We start from the raw sequence: 20,531 nt of genomic DNA, 5'->3' as shown, positions 1-20,531 counted from the left end.
AAGATGCTTTTTGACGAACTGATTGAAACGATTGCCCGCCGGATGGAAGAGGGCACCTTCATCAAAGGAACAATTAGTCAGCCCCGCTATAAATCGACCGGACTCGGAAAGGTGAAACTAAAACCTGTTCAAATAAAGAATGACATGCATATCCAGTTTGAATACCATTATGATCGTATTTTGAAGCATGACAACGTAAAACTAGAAGATATCCGTTCTGCCTTACAACAACAATTAGAGCAGTTTAAACAGATGCAAGCAGAGTTCACTGACGAGAATGTGCATATCCAACTGACCAAGAAATACAAGGTATCTTGGAAAGCTGAGAAGGCCGAGGTGAAGAAGGTCGTAAATCTATCACACAATCGGAAAAAGAATTATTTATTGGATGAGGAAACGCCTTATCCTTTCCTGATCAGCTTAGGAGTACAGTCACAAGAAGGGAAAGTAAAGAAGCAGAAATACGATAAATTCCGTCAAATTAATCGGTTTGTCGAGTTCATTGACGACGCACTTGCTCACTTGCCGAAGGACCGTCCAGTTCGCATTTTAGATTTCGGTTCCGGAAAGTCTTATTTGACGTTTGCACTTTATCATTATTTACATGTTGAAAAAGGAATGGATATCCGTGTGACCGGCCTAGATTTAAAGAAAGAAGTCATCGAAGAATGCAATCGCATTGCGCATGATCTTGGTTATGAACAGCTTGAATTCCTCGTTGGTGATATTAATGACTACAACGACGAAACTGCTGTAGACATGGTCGTCACCTTGCATGCATGTGATGTCGCTACAGACATGGCACTTGCTCGAGCAGTCAAGTGGGGCGCCAAGGTCATTCTAAGTGTCCCTTGTTGCCAACACGAATTGTTTTCCCAAATTGAATCACCTGCTCTGGACGTCATGTTACAACACGGTCTTATTAAGGAGCGGTTCGCTGCCCTTGCCACCGATTCCATCCGCGCCGAGCTGTTAGCACTTGTCGGATATGACGCACAGCTACTCGAGTTCATCGATATGGAGCATACGCCTAAAAACATATTGATTCGTGCCTATTTTACCGGGAAGAAAGCGAACGATGACAAATTTGCAAAGTATATAGCTTTCAGGGAAATGTTGCAGGCAAAACCGTTTTTGGAGAAGGAACTTGCGGATGCCGGGTATTTATAAATAGATTGAAAGAAGGCAGGGCATTGATCAAAACGAAAAACAACGGGTATGAATTTGTGGATTTTTTGATGTGTAAGGAAGAAGAACTGGATTCCTTTCAACCAATCGCAGGTTCATTTGCAATATTGAGTTGTTCTGAAAAATACCTGATGTGCTACAACACTTGGAGAGAACAATGGGAATTACCTGCTGGAAAAAGAGAAGCAGGAGAAACTGCAAAAGAATGTGCACAACGAGAGCTTTTTGAAGAAACCGGGCAAACTGTTGATCAGTTAACATTCCTGGGTCTTTTACAGGCGAAAAAACTTGAGAACGGCACTTTCAAATATAACCCTGTTTACGTTGCATCTCTTGATAAGCTCGAACCATTTTTGATTAATAACGAAACGTCCGAAATAATGCTTTGGGATTTACTTAAGGAAATTGGTACGGTTGATGAAGTTGATATGCTGTTGTTGAAGTCGATAAGTATCTGATACTTTATGGAAAGTTTTTAGGGGGTGAATCTTTGCCGACATATCATAAACTAGTGCGGGATTTCATACCGACTATTATCGAGAAATCAGGCAAACTTTGTTCGACGAAGGTATTAAGCGAAGAAGAGTACATTGTCGAAGTAAATCGAAAAATGCATGAGGAATTGGCTGAGTATGATGCAGCAGAAACGCCAGATGATGCCATCGAAGAACTCGCAGACCTACTGGAACTTTTACACGCTGCCGCTATGTCCCAAGGATTTTCCGTGGAGGAATTAGAAAAAATACGTCAGCAAAAAGCAGAGAAACGTGGCGGGTTTGAAGAACGGATCTTCTTAATTGATGTTGAGGATGAGTGAAGTTCGCCTTTCGGGAGCAACTAATACAATAAAGCTGACATGAAGGAAATCTGTTTCATGTCAGCTTTTTATTTTGTTACGCAGTAAACCGTGTAATTACTTCTTTTCCAGCTTTTCTACCCTTTTGGTTAACTCGTCTACTTGGTGTTCAATCATGGTCTTTTTCAACTTTCGATTGTCTTTTGAGATTCTAGCGATCTTAACAAGAAACACCACAAGAAAAATAATGCCGATGATAAAAACACTTGTAAAAATTACGTCTTCCACATTAACGATGATTCCCCATCTCCTCGTTGCCCTCAAGCAGATAAACGCCTGCTTGAACCGGTTATGTACCGTAAATACTATTGTAATGTATGCACTGCATCTTGCTCCATTAGTTCTTCATAGCACTTCAATTCTTGTTCAAACAACTTTTCATAAGTTGATAGACTGTGAGTCCTTACCATCTCAAAACAATCCCAGTCGACAACTTCAAAAAATCGGTTCAACATTTCAGCATTTGCCCATGCCGTTTTTTCAAAGGCGATATCTGTCGAAAGCTCCTCAAGCCGCATTGTAATGAACGGTATATCAGTCGCCCAGTTTTCAGCTGCGACCATTTTTTTCGCTTCGTACAACTCAACCGCACGGTCAAGTGAAGCTAGAAGCGCTTCCCTGTCCATGGCGTGACCAAGTTCATGAATGGTGATAATTTCTACATAGGTTCGTAACGGTATCTGTTTATCTAACTCCTGGCACGCTTCCTGCACCCGGTTGCAATCTACAAGTACTTCATCCTTGATGAAATCGTACATCATGTTAACCCCAGTGTGTTCATCTTTCAGTTCCATGTCCATATTGACGGTTCGCATCGTAGTCTTAATGATGCTGAAAATCTCGTGTTTTGTAACGTACATCCTCTTCCCCTGACTGTATAGCTATTTTCTATTTTTATTAATAGGTAGTACTCATTAAACTTTATCTATTGTATAAAATAATTATTGATTTTTCAAGGCGTATCCAGCAATTTCCCACCTTGTTTCAGTTATCCTTAGAGAAGAACTTCATTTTCCTTCATCCACTCCTACCTCCATAAACACATAACCTCCATGTTCATGCCGCCCAGTAAACTTTATTGGAATCCGTTGCTTAAAAATCGGTCCATCCACAACAACTGTATGAAATTCCCCTGATTCTCCACACGCATCAATGCCGAGTGCTTCAAGTTCATCCATAAGATTGATTGTAAATTTCCGACCGTTAAATGCAGCAGGCATTAATTTCGTGTTTACAACGACAATGTACGCTTCAAATCCAGCGTGAATGAATTCTTCCAACAAAGCACGTCGAGGTTCCATCCATAACGGGTGGATCGCTTCCATACCTACTTTTGAACATGTTGTCTGCACCCATGTCAAATGATCTTCCAAATCGATATCTCCAAAAACTCCGTTTGGGATTCCTTCTTCCACACACTCTTGCATAGCGTCTAAAAATTGTTGCTCATAACTTCCCCAATTTGCCCCTCTTATCATAAGCGGTACGCCTATACTATCTGCTTGCGCTTGAATGATTGCTAGTGGAAGCGCATGTGATTTCGAACGCTCTTTATCTTCTTCAAACATTGTCCAAATACGCTTTGGTACACCACCACTCTTCACAGCACGATAATAGGCTAACGCAGAGTCTTTCCCACCACTCCAAGAAGCAACGAATGGTTGTTGTTTCATCACACAACACGTCCTTTTCAAGATGTTTGTAAAATTATAGCATACATATTTTATTTCCAAATCAAACTATTTTCGTTCATTGACCGTCCATACTAGTGAGACGCTATCGCGATACGTCAATAATCAAGAAGGTGACCCAATTGTCATGACAAAAAAGGATAAGTTCGATCAACTAGAAAGATTTATACTAGAAAACCAACAAGCCCATTATCGATTGGCCTTCAGTTATGTAAAGAACAAGGAAAATGCACTCGATATTATCCAAGAGGCAATTGTAAAAGCATTGAAATCCATCGATCGCCTCGAAGAAGTAAAATATATGAAGACCTGGTTCTACCGAATTTTAGTAAACACCGCCATTGATTTCATCCGAAAACACCAACGTGTATCCATTATGTCGGATGAAATACTGGACTTGCATTTGCCTTCAACAGAAAATACTGTGCATGATTTTGACTTACAAGACGCTGTCGATAACTTGTCGCCAACGTATAAAACAATCATCTTCTTACGTTTTTTTGAAGACTTGAAAATTGAAGAGATTGCGGAGATTACTAGCGAAAATGTCAATACCGTAAAAACCCGTTTATATGCAGCACTACGAAAATTACGTGTTGAATTGGGAGAGGAGTAAATCGCATTGAAAAACATCGATAAATTGAAAAAGCACTATGAGGACATTGAAATTCCAGCAGAGTTGAACAGCGTTGTCTCAGACGCCATTCGACAAGCAAAAGGACAAAAGCGAAAAGGGAATCGCTTACGTAATTCATTCGTCGGAGCAGCTGCAGCGGCTGCAATTTTCATCGGCAGCATTAACGTCAGCCCTTCATTGGCACAAGCGATGGGTAACGTTCCAGTGTTAGGTTCGATTGTTGAAGTGCTAACAATCCATCAGGTCGCATTTGAAGAGAAGACGTACCAAGCCGATGTATCTACGCCACACATTACAGGGTTGGAAGATGAGGAATTACAAGCTTCATTGAATGAAAAGTATTTGGAGGAAAACAAAGAACTGTATAAGCAATTTGAATTAGAGATGAAAGAAATTGAAATAGCAGGTGGCGGACACTTAGGTATGGATGTAGGGTATGAGGTGAAAACCGATACTGATCGCATTCTTTCCATCGGACGCTATCAAGTGAACACTGTCGCATCTTCCTCTACGACAATGCAATACGATACGATTGATAAAGTCGATAACGTGCTCATTACATTGCCAAGTTTGTTTAAAAATGAGCAGTACATTCCCGTTATTAGCGCTTATATTTCAGATGAAATTACAAGGCAAATGGCCGAAGACGAAAATATTTCGTATTTTACAGAAGAAGAATTTGGTGAAGGTTTCACTTCAATTGATGCCAATCAATCATTCTATATCACAGAAAAAGGAAAGCTTGTGATTTCGTTCGACAAATATGAAATCGCTCCAGGTTATATGGGACTCGTCACATTTGAAATACCGTCGGAAATTCTTAACGATTTGCTCGTCAGTGATTTATATATAAAATAAAATGCATGTAGATCGGTACAACAACTACGAACTGTGCGTGCGTCAATTAAGTTGGCGACACGCATTTTTTTGCGCAAACATTTTTTCGGAACTTTCTAACGGAGTCATTCGTTGTTATGAATAAGGGGTGAAGAAATGAGTAAAAAACATACGCTGTTGGCAATGCTTTTCGCCATTATCGGCTTCGTGTTCAGCCAGTTATTCCAGAACATGTTCTATTGGGGAGGACAATCGTTTAGTTGGTTTTATGTCGGTGTCGGTTTGTCTTATGGATGTTCCATTCTTTCAGTTGTGTTTATGGTAATTTCCTATCAAAAAAAATGGTTTAATAGGAAGTGATATTTTGTTTAATTTGTTTAGTTCATTACTCGTTGGTACCTCGATTTTCTGGACGACCTTTATCGTCATCGCGTGGCAAGGTTAAAATGGAAAAATCCCTAAGCATTTAGCAATAGGGATTTTACTCAACAATATCTGTTTTTCCCGTCGACGCACCATGCACTAGCAGGCAATCTATTGTTTTTCGCAGTTGTTTCAAATGACACTTTTCATACATTCCAACAAATGGGAACCATTGATGTAACGGGATCGAACCAATATTCGGATGCTCAAGCGACTTCTCTTTTAGGGCGTCTTTGCAACTTGCGTCATACACATCAAGAAGATAAATTCGCGAATTGTGAAGTTCTTCTTTCATTTCCGATATTGTTTTGTAGTGTTCCGTCGGTTCCGTTTGCTCAGGAAGTTGATCTTTCAGTACCACACTTCCCGGCAACATGATGATTCTTTTAGAAGCTTTCGGGCTATCAGGATTCTTCAATTCACCTGAAATTCTTGCAGCTATATATGTTTCCATCAATGCGAGGTGCTCCAAAATCTGCTTTGGTGACCATCCGCCTGTTGACGGCTTTTCGTTAAATTCATGATCCGTTAATCCATCGATTGCTTGATAGATTTTTCTTCTGACTTTATTATTCCCTTCAAAAACCATTCCATCTCTCCCTCATTTCCGAACGGAATATCAAACTCATTTTCTCTCACACAGCATACGATGTTTTAAAGAAAATTTAAAGTGCTAGAAACAAATTCAGAAAAATAAAATGTAGAATGTGGCGATTGTATGGTTGCTTAATGCTATGTTGAGGTTTATGCATTCGTGCGGGAGTGGGTTACGGTGGGTTAATCAACGCCTTGAGGAAAGGTTCTTACGAATTGAAAAATTCTATTCCAAGACCTACTTATCTCCATACAAAAAGCTGCCCCTTTTTCACACAGGGCAGCTTTTCAGCTATTTATGCAGGCATCGGTGTGTCAGTTGGTTTTGCGTATCCTTCATTGTAAGTTTCGTCAATGTATTCGCGGATTTCCTTCAACGACTTGCCTTCTTGTTTCATCTGTACGGATTTCACTGCAATTTCCAAGCAGACAAGGCAACGTGTGCCGTGATCGTCCCATACGACAGAACCGTCTTCTCGAATTTCATCAACGAAACAGTTCAAGTTACTGCCGTGACCTGCACTTTCTCCACATCCGCAGTAGCAAGGCATGTATGTGAGCACGTCAGAAGCACTTGCTGCAACTTGATAGACCAGTTGCATGTCTTCCGGTTTGTCATCTAAGAACTTCGGTAATTCTGTTGCAGATGCAGTCACTTCTTGCAAATCGCCATTTGGCAAATGCTTTTCATGACCAACTTCCATTTCTTCGTTGTGCTCGTCTTGTTGCGCCTTACTTCCACAAGCTGAAAGGACAAGAATAACAATTAACAGTATAGGCATGAGGCTCTTTTTCATTCAAGTCTACTCCTTTAATACGTAGTTGTCCCTTCATCATAACGGACTTTTATTGGAAAAAGGGTTACAATTTTGTGGACAATGTATTCCGTCTATTTTCCTTTTGTTTTATCCAATATCGAATTCCTTTTCCGGCAAGCGGCTCATCCGCAAATCGTGGAATGACGTGCAAGTGAGCATGCGGAATCGATTGACCTGCTACTTCACCTGTATTCCAACCGACTGTATAGCCTTCATGACCAAATTGCTCTTCCAAATACGCTTTTGCTTTTAACAACAGCTCTTGCGTATCCTGCCACTCTTCAGCTGTTAACGAAAATACATCCACAACATGGCGCTTCGGTACGATTAATCCGCTACCTTCCAGCACTTTTTGTTCGGAAGGCTTTTGGATATACGCGCAAGTAGCTGTCTCAAAGATAATTTGTTGTTCTGGATCTGCAGTCAACTGACAGTATGGACAATTCTTTTCTTTCATAACAATCATTGCCCAATCATTTTAGATGGATCTACATATTCATCAAACTGTTCTTCCGTCAATAAACCCGTTTTCAAAGCCGCTTCTTTCAACGTTGTCCCTTCCTTATGCGCCGTCTTAGCAATTTTCGCCGCGTTTTCGTAGCCGATATGTGGGTTCAATGCCGTGACAAGCATGAGTGAATTTTTCACTTTAAGATTAATTTCTTCTCTGTTCGGTTCAATCCCTACTGCACAATTATCATTGAAGCTAATCATACCGTCTGCGAGTAATTTAGCACTTTGCAGGAAGTTGTAGATGATAACAGGTTTGAATACGTTCAGTTCAAAATTCCCTTGGCTTGCTGCAAAACCGATTGTTGCATCGTTCCCCATCACTTGGGCGACAACCATTGTGAGCGCTTCACTTTGCGTGGGATTCACTTTACCAGGCATGATGGAACTACCTGGCTCGTTTTCTGGTATCGTGATTTCCCCAATACCTGAACGCGGGCCACTTGCTAACCACCGTACGTCGTTCGCGATTTTCATCAAATCCGCTGCCAGTGCCTTCATGGCACCGTGTGTATAGACGACTTCATCATAACTCGTGAGTGCGTGGAATTTGTTTTCCGCTGATGTGAATGAGATGCCGACCGACTTGGAGATTTCTTCGGCCACTTTTTCACCGAAACCTTTTGGCGCATTGAGTCCTGTACCGACTGCCGTTCCGCCAATGGCCAGTTCTTTCATGGATTGGACACTGTCCTTCAACATTTTTTCCGTTTTTTCAAGCATACGATGCCATCCGCTGATTTCTTGTCCTAGTGTCAGTGGCGTCGCGTCTTGTAAATGCGTGCGACCGATTTTAATAATATCCATGAATGCTTCGGATTTATTTTGTAATGTCGCTTTTAATTGAGCCAATGCCGGCAACAATTCACGTTCAACAGCGATAACGCCTGCGACATGCAGTGCTGTTGGGAACGTGTCGTTCGAACTTTGCGATTTGTTGACGTCGTCATTTGGATGTAGGCGGTCTACTTCGCCCCATTCTTCCAATAGCTGATTGCCTCGGTTCGCTAGCACTTCATTCATATTCATATTGGATTGCGTACCACTACCCGTTTGCCAAACGACGAGCGGGAATTGGTCGTCCCATTTTCCTTCGAGTACTTCATCCGCTGCTGTTGCGATCGCTTTCATTTTCAATTCGGAAAGATTGCCAAAGGAGTGACTCGCAATGGCCGCTGATTTTTTCAGATGGGCGAACGCCTTAATAACGCCAAGTGGAATCTGTTCGCCTCCAATTTTAAAGTTTTGCCGACTGCGTTGTGTTTGCGCACCCCATAATTTATCTGCCGGGACTTTAATTTCTCCAAACGTATCATGCTCAATTCGATAATCCATTACTTCTCCGCCTTTCCTAATTAGAAATAAAAGAAAACTTCTTCTTTCATCATACACCTTTTTGCGAATGAAATAAAAAGACCCGTTTTGTCGTTTAAGATGTATGGGATCAGGTCAGATTTGTCTAATAGAAAAATAGATACTATAGCGCATTGCTGATCCGTTTCTTATATCACCGAGAAAGCTAATTTTCTTACTTACTCGTTTTTCCGTTTGCCCATTCTCGAATGAATTGTTCTTGTCTTGGATTCAAATTTTGTGGCAGTTCATGTCTGTGAAAAAATTGATGTTCTTTTGTCTCCACACCCGTATGGATTAGGTTCCCTTCATAGTGTGCGGATTGAAATATGATTTGCACACTGTATGCTTAGTCACCGTTTGGGTACGTCACAAAGCATGACTCGCCTAAATACAGACCAAATAGGTTCAACTCTTTTACCGTAAGACCTGTTTCTTCACGTGTCTCTCGTATGGCTGTCTCTTCAAACGTTTCTCCGAGCTCCATCATGCCGCCTGGGATACACCAATTATCCTCATCCGTTCGGTGTTGCAGTAATATTTTTTCGTTCTCAACTAAAATAACCCCACAGCCAATCGTCAATAGCGTTTCATTTCCAATCAGTTGTCGCATCGTTTGAATGTAATTCATAGTATCCCCCTTGCAACCGAAAAGACCCGGTTTCCCGAGTCTAGATCACTTTTTTCAGAATAAAAAATTAACAATAAGTATACTACAATTCTTGTCGCAACGCTTGGATTACATCAATTTTGGTCGCTTTACGTGCTGGACGCCATCCAGATAGCATTGCGACTGTAATACTTATGGCTGAAGCGATTAAGACGAGTTGCCATGGAATGATAGAAAATGTGACGTTCAATTCACCTATTTCTTCTTGCCCAAGAGCCGCTGTTACAATAAGCGGCAAGAGCATATTCGCAATGAAACTGACACCATACGAAATGGCAACCGCATTAATTGTACCGACGATTCCAATCCACGCACTTTCCATAAGGAATAAGCGCTGAATGAGTTTAGGGCTTGCTCCTAACGCTTTCATGACACCAATTTCACGTGTTCGCTCAGTAACAGCCATCGTCATTGTATTGAAAATGCCGATAGATGCTATTAATATCGCTATTGTTCCAACGAAGACAAGTCCTGCTTTAAATGCTAGAAAGAAGACGTCAATTTGTTCCAATTGATCTGCGATCGAATAGACCGCGTAGCCGTCGTCTTTTAAAGTTTGGCTCACGCGTGTGACGTTTTCAAGGTTATCGGCGTACACTGTCACATTGCCATAGAATAATCCGCTGTATTCATCTTCAACATGCGTACGAAAGATCGGCTCTAATGCGTTGATGATTGCTGCGTCCGCATAGATTTTCAAATCCATTTCCCAATCTTTTGCAGGCTCTTTTGCTATTCCAACAATAGTAAGGGGCGTTTCTTCTGGGAACAGCTCTGGTTCATCATACAAGCCCATTTTGTATGTAAACTGCTTACCAATTAAAGAACCTTTATAAGTGTTTGGTTCATCAGCCGTTTCTTTGGTACTTTGTTCATAAAGATTGTCAGCAAAGTGACTCCCGACGACAACTTCGTGTTCATTCTGAGGCAAACGTCCTTCCTGTAGGGCAAAACCGACCTTTTCCTCTTCACTGAAGTCTGTGATAATCAGTTCATGAGAGCCACTGAAATCATCCAGTTTTGATTCTTGTCGTACCCCTACGGATTGACGGTAGACGACAGCTTTGACATGTTCTCGTTTTTTTAGTGCTTCCACGTTTATTTCTTCTGTTCCATCCCCATATATCTCTATTTGATTGACCAATCGATTATCTAAAATCTCGTTTCGCATCGTATCGTGCACGCCGAATCCGACTGAAGCGAGAACGATTAGGAAAGCAGTCCCCATTGTCGCAGCAAGAATGGTCATGAAGACACGTAGTTTGTTCTTTTTAATATGTTGGCCAACGAAGTTCAGTTGATCTTTAAATTGCATGGGTCACACCTCTTTCCACTAACTCTCCGTCATGCATCCTATATATACGGTTTGCCGTTTCTGCTACTGTATCGTCATGCGTAATGATGACAAACGTGATACCTCGTGTTTGGTTTAGTGATTGAATGAGCAGGAGGATATCCTGTTCCGTTTCTGAATCCAGGCTTCCGGTAGGCTCGTCCGCAAAAATAATGGGTGGATCCGTTACTAATGCACGCGCAATGCTGACCCGTTGTTGTTGTCCCCCTGATAACTCGTTCGGATAATGTTTTTGTACATCGGTCAGGCCGACATGCTGAAGTATGTCTTTCACTTTTTGTGTCCGGACATGCTTATTATCCCCTCTCAATTTAAGCGGCAGTTCGATGTTTTCAAACGCCGTTAATCCAGGCATGAGTTGGAAATTTTGAAATATGAATCCGAAATTTGCAAGTCGAAATTGGGCACTTTCGGCTTCATTGAAAACCGATGTTTTTACCCCATTCACTTCAATAATGCCTTTGTCCGGTTTTAGAAAGCCTGCCATAATATGTAGCAACGTCGACTTCCCCGATCCACTCCGTCCGACAATCGAGACAATCTCGCCTTTTTCAACAGAAAACGATAAGCCTTTTAGGACCGGTACTTGCTTCTCTTTGCCTTTCTTTCCTATTTTGAATGCATGTGATAATTCCTGTACCTGTATCATGCGAATCCCTCCAACGTAGTAACTAAATGCTAGTGTACAGGGAGAATCTTAAGGGAGAGTAAGGGGAAATATGAAGAAATTCTTAAGGTGAGGAGGTTATAGAGGGAGATGGGGGTTACTTCACTGGATGCGGGAGGGGCTACTTTAGGCAAGGAACGGCTGCCTGGAACGCTGCACATTGGACGTGGGAGAAGCTATTTTGACTCGGGAAATACCGCTATGTAAACGAGACACCTATTTTTACGTAACCAAATTTTTAGAGCACGGAAAAGAACACCCATTACCGCCAAAGCGATACTGGGTGTTCTGCTTATAAAAATTATTCTTCTTGCGTCTCTTCGACTTTTGTAGGTGCTGTTTTCTTGACGCGTAACTCTTCCGTCAGATTATCGATGCTCGGGCGAAGGTTGTTTTTACCGACGTAGCTTTCCATCATCTCTTTTACGTCGATGCCGGAGGATGCTTTAAGTGACTCTTGCAAAGTGGACATTAAGTTCGTTGCGTAGGATGTCACTTTGTTTGCACCGCCGCCTTCACCGCTCCCTGTGTCGACAACTGTAATCTTGTCAATGTTGGAAAGTGGGCTTGCAACTTGTTTCGCATATTCAGGATCATGCGGACAATCATATCAAGGACAGCCGCTTGACCGTATTGTTCGAACGCTTCTGCAATTTTACGTTTCGCTTCGGCTTCAGCGAGACCTTTTAGTCGGATAACTTCTGCTTCAGACTCACCTTGCGCACGTTGTGAGTCGGCTTTTGCTTGACCGTCTAAGCGGATTTTTTCAGCTTCGGCTGCAGCTCGTGCTTCGATGCGGTATTTTTCCGCTTCAGCTTCAGCCATTTGACGGGATTTGTCAGCCGCCGCGTTTTGCTCAATCGCGTAACGATCCGCATCCGCTTTCTTCTTCACTTCAGAGTCGTATTGCTTTTCACGACGAAGAATCTCTTTCTCTTCTAGTTCAATTTGCTTTTGACGCTCAATAATCCGTACTTGCATTTCTTGTTCCGTAACTTCTTGCTTCGCACGAGCGGATTCCAACTCATACGCTTGGTCGGCGCGTGCTTTTGCGATATCTTGCTCGCGGCGATATTCAGCCACTTTCAATTGGTTTTCTTTTTCTGCTTCGGCAATTTCAGTTGCACGCTCAATTTCAGCTTTTTGTGCTTCCTTCGCTGCTTCTGCATTTTTAATACGTGTCTCTTTTTCTGCTTCTGCTGTTGCGATATCTGCGTCACGTCTTACTTGTGCGATGCGCGGTTTACCAAGGGAATCCAAGTAACCGTTTTTATCACGAACATCCTTAATTGTAAATGAAACGATAATAAGCCCCATTTTCGCTAAGTCTTGTGAAGCAACACGTTGCACTTCTTGGGAAAACTTGTCACGGTTCTTGTAAATCTCTTCAACTGTCATCGAACCAAGGATTGAACGTAGATGACCCTCCAACACTTCTTTTGCTTCATTTTCGCGGTCTTGTTTCGATTTCCCTAAAAACTGCTCCGCTGCCGTCGCGATTTCAGGAATCGAACCTCCGATCTTAATGATTGCTGTCCCATCTGCCATGACTGGAACGCCTTGTTCCGTATAGACTTCAGGTGTCGTTACTTCGAGCTTGCTTGATAACAAGCTGAGTGGCTCAGATTGTTGGAATACCGGGAAGACGAATGTACCACCGCCACGGATGATTTTCACGCGGTTGCCCGAATCATCCGTATGTACGTTTTTGCTTCCTAAATAACTACCCGTTACGATAAGTGCTTCATCCGGACCAACTGTCTTGTACTTCGTAATGTAGACGAGTACGATTGCCAATAAAATGAATGCGACAATCCCAATAATGATAAACAATTCCATCGTTCAATTTCCCCCTTTATTCATTTTGAATTCTTACTTGAAGCGAAAAGGCTCATATTCCTTTACAATAAAGGTCCCTTCTTTCACTTCGATGATCAACACTTCTTTTCCGTAGTCGATCGCGCTGTTTTCATACCCTGCAGCTCTCTTTGGAATGATGCCATTCACCGTTTCAATGACGATTTCTCCATAGCCGTCAACCGGTATTGGAACAATTACCTTTCCGACTTGCCCTGTTAGGGATTCGTCCGTGTATGCGAGCGACACTTCGGCAGATTTCAATGGAAGGAGCACGAAGAAATATAGAAGAAAGTCCAATCCGATTGCAACAGCTACAGCAATGACAATGATCAGCACATGACTTAATCCCGTCATCAACTCTAAGCTATAACCAACTGCAGACGTGAAAGTAATGAACGCTAAAATAACAGCTGGATCCAAAACAGGACTGACATCTCCAACCCCTTCAGCAATGTCACTAAAAAACACATAGAGCAAGGTTGCCAAACCTGCGATGATGAGCACTGTCAAATAGACATTCTGCACCGGCATTCCGAACAATTCCATCCTCTCACCTCTCCCTCCAATTTGAATTCACCTATATATACGGAGCATCCCGAGTAAAGTTTCAAATTCTCAGAAATAAATTCAAGGAAAAGCATAGGTCTTCATCAGAAAAACTAATTGTTTTTCTTCGATAACAATCCATAAAAAATATATGTATTTTAAAGAGAATTTGCTATGATAGGTCTATTGAAAATTTCCGGAGACGGATGGAGGCTTAAAGATGTTTAGTTCACGTAAAACCGATCCATTTTTCGCAGCACTTTTAGCGATAGCAGAGCACGTTCAAAAAGCGATGCATTATGCAGATGATTATAAAGTACAGTCTGTAGCAGACTTGAAAGAAGTTAGCATCACTCTGAAGAAGTATGAAACTGAAGGCGATGATATGATTCATGACCTCATTTCCAAACTGAACACTTCTTTCATGACGCCGATCGAGCGTGAAGATATTTTACAACTTGCGATTAAAATGGATGACATCCTTGATGGCATTGAGCACTTTGCAGCAAACTTAGAAATGTTCTCATTGACGGAAATCGACGAGTACGTGCAGAAATTCATGGAGAACATCGTGAAAAGTTCCGATGAAATTGTGAAAGCAATGGAGCTGTTAGCGAAAAAGAAACTGGTGCAAATGCGCGACCACGCTGTGCTGATTAAGGAATACGAACGGATTTGCGACGAAGTACTCCGTACATCGATTAAACAACTTTTCATCCGCGAGAAAGATCCAATTCGCATCATTCAATTTAAAGACATCTACCAGCTTTTGGAGGACACAGCCGACCACTGCCAAGATGTTGCAAACACAATTGAAACAATCATCATGCGAAACGCGTAAGGGGTATACTTTATGGACATGATTTTGTTTCTCACCATCGCAATTGTCGTTTTTGCACTCGCATTTGATTTCATTAATGGTTTTCACGACACAGCCAATGCGATTGCAACTTCCGTTTCAACAAGGGCACTAAAGCCAAGAACAGCCATTTACATGGCAGCCATCATGAATTTTATCGGTGCGCTCACTTTTACAGGCGTTGCAAAAACGATTTCAAAAGATATCGTCGATCCATTCATGTTGGAAAGTGGATCGATTGTTATTTTGGCAGCTCTCATTTCGGCCATCGCATGGAATTTAATCACTTGGTATTTCGGAATTCCTTCCAGTTCCTCGCATGCTTTGATTGGATCCATTGCAGGCGCAGCCATTTCTGCGGCAGGATTTGGCATCTTAAATTACGGTGGATTTTTGAAAATTTTGCAGGCGTTGTTAATTTCACCATTTATCGCTATTGCCGGCGGATTCATCGTCATGTCGCTTTTTAAGGTTCTGTTGAAAAATCGGAACTTGTTCAAGGCGAATAAAAGAATCCGTTACTTGCAAATCGGAACTGCAGCCTTGCAATCTTTCACGCACGGAACAAATGATGCGCAAAAAGCAATGGGAATCATCACAATGGCACTCATCGCTGCTCAGCTACAAACCGGTGACGACATCCAATTATGGGTACGAATCGCAGCCGCTACAGCAATGGGGCTTGGTACATCGATTGGTGGCTATAAGATTATTAAAACAGTCGGCGGTAAAATAATGAAAATTCGTCCTGTCAATGGCGCGGCAGCCGATTTAAGTTCGGCCATGATTATTTTCGGGGCGACACTCGTTCATTTACCAGTTAGTACAACGCATGTCATATCATCTGCTATCATGGGCGTTGGCTCAGCACAGCGCGTAAAAGGCGTCAAATGGGGCGTCGCTAAGAAGATCGTTTTAACATGGATTATTACGATGCCGATCTGTGCAACAATCGCGGCAATTGTTTTTCAAATCTTAGACTTATTTTTGTAAATTAAATCTTTTTACTTGCATTGCCAAAATAGGTCTGTTATGATAAAGGAGAATTATTTTTGTTCGGCGTGATGGTCACGATTTAACGTTTGACCGCTTCAAGACTTGAGCAAGGATAGTAACACAATGTGTACTTTTGTACACGAGGAGGAAACAAACATGGAACAAGGTAAAGTAAAATGGTTTAACGCAGAAAAAGGTTATGGCTTCATCGAACGTGAAGATGGCGACGATGTATTCGTACACTTCTCCGCTATCCAAGGCGACGGCTTCAAGACTCTTGAAGAAGGCCAAGACGTGACTTTCGAAATCGAACAAGGTCAACGCGGACTTCAAGCAACTAACGTTGAAAAAAACTAATTTGAATTAACCATTCAAAACCACTTCTTTCGAGGAGTGGTTTTTTTCGTTTCACTGAATCGCGACATTTGTTTGGTCACTAATAGACCTAACCCGCGTAAACAAAAAGAAATTCACATATTAGTAAAAGACATCCTATCTAAATTCAGCTATGATAATAGAATATATGATAATAGAATAGTTGAAGTATTTAGGGGAGGACGAGGATATGCGCACACTAGCGCGTCTAGTGACAAAAGGATACAAATCCATCATTATTGCCTGGGCTGCACTTTTTGTTGTCATGGCAATTTTTGCAATCCGATTGCCCGGACTACTTGAAGGTGATGGTTTCAGAATGGATGCTGAGCACGAACGAGTCATGAAAATCGCTTCTGAAACATTTGATTTACCAGCCGAGACGATGTTTGTCGTATTCGAAGATGTGACAGACGAAAAAGTAGCAACTACTTTGGAGGACATTGAAAAGCTCGGTTTAACATCGGAAATCGTCTCTCCTTTAGAACAGGAAGAGCAATATACAGATACTGTTTCTTATGCAATGTTGCATTTTGATAATACAGATCGGGATATGGCAAAAGTCGTAACAGAAATGCGCGACGTAATCGGTGAGCAGAAGGGTGTTGTATTGACCGGTCAGTCTGCATTTACAAAAGACATAAACGAAGCAAGCCAGCGGGACTTGATGAAAGCGGAAGCAATTGGCTTACCGATTGCGATTATCATTTTACTATTTGCATTTGGCACGATTATGGCCTCGGTTGTCCCTTTAATCGTTGGTATTACAACGATTGTCACGACATTCGGGATTTTATCGCTTATCGGTGGTCAACTGGATTTAGCCATATTTGTCTTAAACATTGTACCAATGTTAGGTTTAGCGTTAAGCATCGATTTTTCTTTGTTATTCATTAGTCGATACCGTGAAGAACGGTTGAAGAGCGATATTGTTGAAGCAGTTACAACAACGATTCGTACTGCCGGTCGATCTGTCATTTTCTCTGCTTTTTGTGTATTTATCGGACTCGGAGCCATGTTCGTCATCCGAGTCGAGATTTTCCAAAACATTGCACTCGGCGGCATGCTCGTTGTCGGAATGGCTGTGTTGAGCTCCATTACGCTGCTCCCCGCTATCCTCATCGCACTCGGTGACCGCATTAATAAGGGTCAGGTGTTGAAAGTGAAGGAAAACGGTTCAGATCGGTGGAGACAGTTTGCGAATAAAGTTATTAAACGGCCAATCCTTATTACAATCGGCGCATTCATTTTATTAGGCATTGCATTGATTCCAGTGAAGAACATGGATTTAGCCATTCCACAAATCGATTCGTTGCCAACGACGTATGATTCGAGAGCATCTTATGAATTAATGGACGATACATTCGGATTAGGCGATCAGTCCAGTGTATATGTCATTGCAGAGCGCAAAAATGGTTGGACGGATACGAATGGATTAAACGATTTATTGGCGTTGCAAGACGACTTAAAAAATGATCCGCTCGTCGATGACTTGACTACCATTTTCACAGCAAGCGGTATCGCTTCCCCACAAGAATGGGAGCAAGCGATGCAAGTACCGGAAATGAAAACACAACTTGAACCATTGTTAGAGTCCTTTGTGAAAGACGACCAATTATTAATTCCTGTGACACTTCAAGCAGAAGGTTCATCAGATGAAGCCCAACAATGGACACGCGACTGGTCGGCTAATACTGATTGGAATTTGTTAGTCGGGGGCGCTCCGAAATTTAACCAAGAAATATTTGATGAGATTTTCGATAACATTGTTTATGTATTGCTGATCATCCTTATTTCAACGTTCATCATTCTCATGATTGCATTCCGTTCGATTTTAATTCCACTGAAAGCAATTTTGATGAATATCGTCGGACTATCTGCGACTTTTGGGATTCTCGTGTATATTTTCCAATACGGCCATTTCGGATTGCATCCCGGCACCATTGCGTTAATCATCCCTGTCATCGTCTTCAGCCTCGTGTTCGGCTTGAGCATGGACTATGAAGTTTTCCTCATTTCACGGATGCAGGAAGAATACGCAACGTCGTTTGACAATGACCGAGCAACCGTCGAAGGGCTCGCAACGACAAGCAAAATCATCACATCCGCAGCATTGATCATGATCGTCTTAACAGGCGCCTTCGCCTTCACAGACGTCATGCCCGTCAAACAAATCGGCGTCGGCATCGCCATTGCAGTCGCCATCGACGCAACCATCATCCGCTTGCTACTAGTACCAAGCTTAATGAAACTGTTCGGAAAATGGAACTGGTGGATGCCATTCAGGAAAGGACCATATAAAGCCGGTAACTGGCACTAACAAAAGCGGAGGATGGCGGTTAGGCTCGACAGGTGCTGGAGGAATTGAAAAAAGGCGCTCTTTGCCTTTCTTTCAATTCCGAAGCGACCCGAGAGCCTGCCACCCGCAGCTGGATGCTAACTAAAGCGGAAGCAGCCGTGTAGACCCGACAGGCGATGGCCGACTAAGGTCGTCACGTCCTGTGACAACGTCGGCACTAGTACATCCTGTACGTCGGAGGAATTGAAAAAAGGCGCTCTTTGCCTTTTAATTCAAGGGCGAAGCGACCCGAGGGGCTGGCTGCCGAAGCTAGATGATAACTAAAGCGGAGGGCGCTTGCTCAGACAAAGGTTCGCAGTCTAAGGGCGCCACATCCTGTGGCAACGACTGCATGACCGGCTTCGTGCCGGCCTCAGAAATACCCTAACACCCACTCATCATAATAAACTTATAAAAAACGCCTGGAAAAGCAAATCACTTCGCTTTCCAGGCGTTTTTTTGATTTCAATCTACAATGGTTGTAATTGTTTCTTCAGGCTTATCCTTGTTAAACTCAGCCATCATCGTGAAATAGATGACTGCCGATATCGCGAGCACAAATAAAACAACGCCGATGACGAGCGTCTTACCATTCACTCGGCTTCACCTCCACTTTTCGCAAACTTGAAACCTTCTTCTTTCAAGTACGCTGTTGCATCTCTGTAATCACCAAAACTTTCTTCCAAGTTATACCCGTGGTAAATATTGAAGAAATCGTCTTCCTCCAACAACGTCAGTTTTTGACCTTCCCCATTCATCCAAACTTCTTCACGAAGCTCTTCTTCCACATCCTCTTCATCAGTGGAAAGGCCATGGATTGCATCTTGTATAATCTTTTTCAATTCCTCTTCTGACGCTTCCCGGATATTGACGAGACCACGGTTATCCGGCTCATACCCTTCAATCCCTTCCACGTACACAAAGCCATTGCCATTTGGGTGAAGATGTTGCACGACGACCGTCTTTTCATACAAGCTATCTTCGTAATGATAATTCAAGCGCTTCATTGAAACTTCTTTGCGTGTCAGTTCAGGGAACGTTTCAATAATCTGTTGTTTTTGTTCGAATGTCAGCATAATTTTGCCACTCTTTTCTATGTCATATGTCTTTTCAGTATACCATTATTCTTCCTTCACTGTTAACCCAAGTACACGTGCAAACCCGACGGCTTGTTCCTTCGAAACGATACACCCTGCTATTTTAGGTAGCGTCACTTCAATGTGGTCGTATGTATTAGCGGATAAATCAACACCAGACAAGTCGGTCTCCGAGAAATTCGCATTGTTCAACTTGCATTCCTTGAAACGAACTACCTTAAAATCACATTCATAGAAATCACTATCTTCTAAACCCGATTCCTTAAATTCAACTTCTTTCATTCTGGAGAAATTGAAATTCGCATAGCGGACATCGCAACGTTCAATTAGCACATGACCTAGATTGGAATTCGCCATATCAACACCCGTCATTTTTGAATCAATGATTTCACAGCGGTGGAACATTACGTTTTCCATTTGTGCATTCGAGAAATCACACGTTTCAAATCGAACATCTACAAATTCCGTCCCTCTCCAAGTACTTGACGCAAAAGAAACGTCTTTCAAAACACAATCATCAAACACAAGACGCTCCCCTTCTGCATCTAACATCGCACCACCTTCAATACGAGCTTTTTCAATGAAGCCATCCCTACTCCAAACATCATTACACCGAATCTGTTCATGCTCCGCCGACAATTTTGGTTTCTGCCGCTTGTCTTTCGCTTTAGTCAAAGCAAGTCCCCCTAACGTGTTTTCCATTCAATTACAATAACGAGCACGATGACCACAATGAACGCCACCACATAAAATTCATTCGGAACTGCACTAATACCACTGAACATTTCCCAACCCCCTTATTCTATGGATGTATTGACAACGCGACCTTATGCAAGTAAATCTGCGATGCTAGCCGTCATTA

General features: G+C 42.2%; 24 protein-coding genes and 1 pseudogene. 10 read left to right on the top strand and 15 right to left on the bottom strand.

The annotated features are described in order from the left end of the window. The first annotated feature begins 3 nt into the window (after positions 1 to 3). Genes ACVHUV_RS05585 through ACVHUV_RS05575 form a run of 3 tightly spaced genes read left to right on the top strand, consistent with a single transcriptional unit; the run spans position 4 to position 2,005 of the window. Entirely contained in the window at positions 4 to 1,170 is a 1,167-nt protein-coding gene (locus tag ACVHUV_RS05585) for a class I SAM-dependent methyltransferase (RefSeq protein ID WP_462086373.1), read from the top strand. A 23-nt stretch (positions 1,171 to 1,193) separates the two neighbouring features. Further along, positions 1,194 to 1,646: an NUDIX domain-containing protein gene (locus ACVHUV_RS05580; protein ID WP_462086372.1), complete on the top strand. Its 453-nt coding sequence runs from the start codon at positions 1,194 to 1,196 to the stop codon at positions 1,644 to 1,646. A gap of 32 nt (positions 1,647 to 1,678) precedes the next feature. Beyond that, positions 1,679 to 2,005 (top strand): nucleoside triphosphate pyrophosphohydrolase, encoded by a 327-nt coding sequence (locus tag ACVHUV_RS05575; protein WP_462086371.1) that lies wholly within the window; start codon positions 1,679 to 1,681, stop codon positions 2,003 to 2,005. Between the two features lie 96 nt (positions 2,006 to 2,101). On the opposite strand, the gene ACVHUV_RS05570 is transcribed toward ACVHUV_RS05575, so the two are convergent. The 3 genes from ACVHUV_RS05570 to ACVHUV_RS05560 form a co-directional block, all read right to left on the bottom strand. After that, positions 2,102 to 2,308, bottom strand: a complete 207-nt coding sequence (locus ACVHUV_RS05570; RefSeq protein WP_462086370.1) for a hypothetical protein — start codon at positions 2,306 to 2,308, stop codon at positions 2,102 to 2,104. A gap of 41 nt (positions 2,309 to 2,349) precedes the next feature. Beyond that, entirely contained in the window at positions 2,350 to 2,904 is a 555-nt protein-coding gene (locus ACVHUV_RS05565; RefSeq protein WP_462086369.1) for an integrase, read from the bottom strand. Positions 2,905 to 3,051: 147 nt separating this feature from the next. Next, the gene (locus ACVHUV_RS05560) at positions 3,052 to 3,717 is read right to left on the bottom strand and encodes a Dph6-related ATP pyrophosphatase (RefSeq protein ID WP_462086368.1); all 666 of its coding nucleotides are present in this window, start codon (positions 3,715 to 3,717) and stop codon (positions 3,052 to 3,054) included. Between the two features lie 145 nt (positions 3,718 to 3,862). Between ACVHUV_RS05560 and sigV the strand changes: the two genes are divergently transcribed. From sigV to ACVHUV_RS05545, 3 genes are all read left to right on the top strand, one after another. Further along, a complete protein-coding gene (sigV, locus tag ACVHUV_RS05555; protein ID WP_462086367.1) occupies positions 3,863 to 4,351 on the top strand; it encodes an RNA polymerase sigma factor SigV in 489 nt (162 codons plus the stop codon). A gap of 6 nt (positions 4,352 to 4,357) precedes the next feature. Further along, a complete protein-coding gene (gene rsiV, locus ACVHUV_RS05550) occupies positions 4,358 to 5,230 on the top strand; it encodes an anti-sigma-V factor RsiV (RefSeq protein ID WP_462086366.1) in 873 nt (290 codons plus the stop codon). Positions 5,231 to 5,365: 135 nt separating this feature from the next. Beyond that, entirely contained in the window at positions 5,366 to 5,569 is a 204-nt protein-coding gene (locus tag ACVHUV_RS05545) for a hypothetical protein (RefSeq protein WP_462086365.1), read from the top strand. Positions 5,570 to 5,690: 121 nt separating this feature from the next. On the opposite strand, the gene ACVHUV_RS05540 is transcribed toward ACVHUV_RS05545, so the two are convergent. The 9 genes and pseudogenes from ACVHUV_RS05540 to ACVHUV_RS05500 form a co-directional block, all read right to left on the bottom strand. Then, positions 5,691 to 6,221 carry a DinB family protein gene (locus ACVHUV_RS05540; RefSeq protein WP_317945159.1) on the bottom strand — a complete coding sequence of 177 codons (531 nt, stop codon included), beginning with the start codon at positions 6,219 to 6,221 and terminating at the stop codon, positions 5,691 to 5,693. A gap of 301 nt (positions 6,222 to 6,522) precedes the next feature. Then, positions 6,523 to 7,023, bottom strand: coding sequence for a PCYCGC motif-containing (lipo)protein (locus tag ACVHUV_RS05535; RefSeq protein ID WP_462086364.1), 501 nt, complete (start codon positions 7,021 to 7,023; stop codon positions 6,523 to 6,525). 64 nt (positions 7,024 to 7,087) lie between these two features. Beyond that, on the bottom strand, positions 7,088 to 7,510 hold the full coding sequence (locus ACVHUV_RS05530; RefSeq protein ID WP_462086363.1) for an HIT family protein: 423 nt from the start codon (positions 7,508 to 7,510) through the stop codon (positions 7,088 to 7,090). Continuing rightward, on the bottom strand, positions 7,507 to 8,889 hold the full coding sequence (gene fumC / locus ACVHUV_RS05525; RefSeq protein ID WP_462086362.1) for a class II fumarate hydratase: 1,383 nt from the start codon (positions 8,887 to 8,889) through the stop codon (positions 7,507 to 7,509). The genes ACVHUV_RS05530 and fumC overlap by 4 nt, the downstream gene beginning before the upstream one ends. 367 nt (positions 8,890 to 9,256) lie before the next feature. Beyond that, positions 9,257 to 9,538, bottom strand: coding sequence for an NUDIX domain-containing protein (locus tag ACVHUV_RS05520; protein WP_462086361.1), 282 nt, complete (start codon positions 9,536 to 9,538; stop codon positions 9,257 to 9,259). A gap of 82 nt (positions 9,539 to 9,620) precedes the next feature. Continuing rightward, the gene (locus ACVHUV_RS05515; protein WP_462086360.1) at positions 9,621 to 10,892 is read right to left on the bottom strand and encodes an ABC transporter permease; all 1,272 of its coding nucleotides are present in this window, start codon (positions 10,890 to 10,892) and stop codon (positions 9,621 to 9,623) included. Continuing rightward, the gene (locus tag ACVHUV_RS05510) at positions 10,882 to 11,580 is read right to left on the bottom strand and encodes an ABC transporter ATP-binding protein (protein WP_317945169.1); all 699 of its coding nucleotides are present in this window, start codon (positions 11,578 to 11,580) and stop codon (positions 10,882 to 10,884) included. Before ACVHUV_RS05510 ends, ACVHUV_RS05515 begins: the two co-directional genes overlap by 11 nt. A 319-nt stretch (positions 11,581 to 11,899) precedes the next feature. Beyond that, positions 11,900 to 13,437 (bottom strand): annotated as a pseudogene (gene floT, locus ACVHUV_RS05505) (flotillin lipid rafts scaffold protein FloT). A gap of 33 nt (positions 13,438 to 13,470) precedes the next feature. Continuing rightward, entirely contained in the window at positions 13,471 to 14,004 is a 534-nt protein-coding gene (locus ACVHUV_RS05500) for an NfeD family membrane protein (protein ID WP_371391648.1), read from the bottom strand. 220 nt (positions 14,005 to 14,224) lie between these two features. On the opposite strand from ACVHUV_RS05500, the gene ACVHUV_RS05495 reads away from it, so the two are divergent. The 4 genes from ACVHUV_RS05495 to ACVHUV_RS05480 all read left to right on the top strand — a co-directional run bounded on the left by ACVHUV_RS05495 (position 14,225) and on the right by ACVHUV_RS05480 (position 18,554). Next, positions 14,225 to 14,845 (top strand): DUF47 domain-containing protein, encoded by a 621-nt coding sequence (locus tag ACVHUV_RS05495; RefSeq protein ID WP_371391649.1) that lies wholly within the window; start codon positions 14,225 to 14,227, stop codon positions 14,843 to 14,845. A gap of 12 nt (positions 14,846 to 14,857) precedes the next feature. After that, the gene (locus ACVHUV_RS05490) at positions 14,858 to 15,856 is read left to right on the top strand and encodes an inorganic phosphate transporter (protein ID WP_371391650.1); all 999 of its coding nucleotides are present in this window, start codon (positions 14,858 to 14,860) and stop codon (positions 15,854 to 15,856) included. 159 nt (positions 15,857 to 16,015) lie between these two features. Then, a complete protein-coding gene (locus ACVHUV_RS05485; RefSeq protein WP_060205704.1) occupies positions 16,016 to 16,216 on the top strand; it encodes a cold-shock protein in 201 nt (66 codons plus the stop codon). A 208-nt stretch (positions 16,217 to 16,424) separates the two neighbouring features. Then, positions 16,425 to 18,554, top strand: a complete 2,130-nt coding sequence (locus ACVHUV_RS05480) for an MMPL family transporter (RefSeq protein WP_462086359.1) — start codon at positions 16,425 to 16,427, stop codon at positions 18,552 to 18,554. 483 nt (positions 18,555 to 19,037) lie between these two features. On the opposite strand, the gene ACVHUV_RS05475 is transcribed toward ACVHUV_RS05480, so the two are convergent. The 3 genes from ACVHUV_RS05475 to ACVHUV_RS05465 are packed head-to-tail and all read right to left on the bottom strand — an operon-like array spanning position 19,038 to position 20,344. Continuing rightward, positions 19,038 to 19,169 (bottom strand): hypothetical protein, encoded by a 132-nt coding sequence (locus ACVHUV_RS05475; RefSeq protein ID WP_371391653.1) that lies wholly within the window; start codon positions 19,167 to 19,169, stop codon positions 19,038 to 19,040. Next, positions 19,166 to 19,648, bottom strand: a complete 483-nt coding sequence (locus ACVHUV_RS05470; protein ID WP_371391654.1) for a hypothetical protein — start codon at positions 19,646 to 19,648, stop codon at positions 19,166 to 19,168. Before ACVHUV_RS05470 ends, ACVHUV_RS05475 begins: the two co-directional genes overlap by 4 nt. A gap of 45 nt (positions 19,649 to 19,693) precedes the next feature. Then, positions 19,694 to 20,344 carry a pentapeptide repeat-containing protein gene (locus tag ACVHUV_RS05465; RefSeq protein WP_462086358.1) on the bottom strand — a complete coding sequence of 217 codons (651 nt, stop codon included), beginning with the start codon at positions 20,342 to 20,344 and terminating at the stop codon, positions 19,694 to 19,696. Positions 20,345 to 20,531: the final 187 nt, after the last annotated feature.

The sequence above is a fragment of the Sporosarcina saromensis genome (genome assembly GCF_054901285.1).
This window is presented reverse-complemented; position numbering and strand designations above follow the sequence as displayed.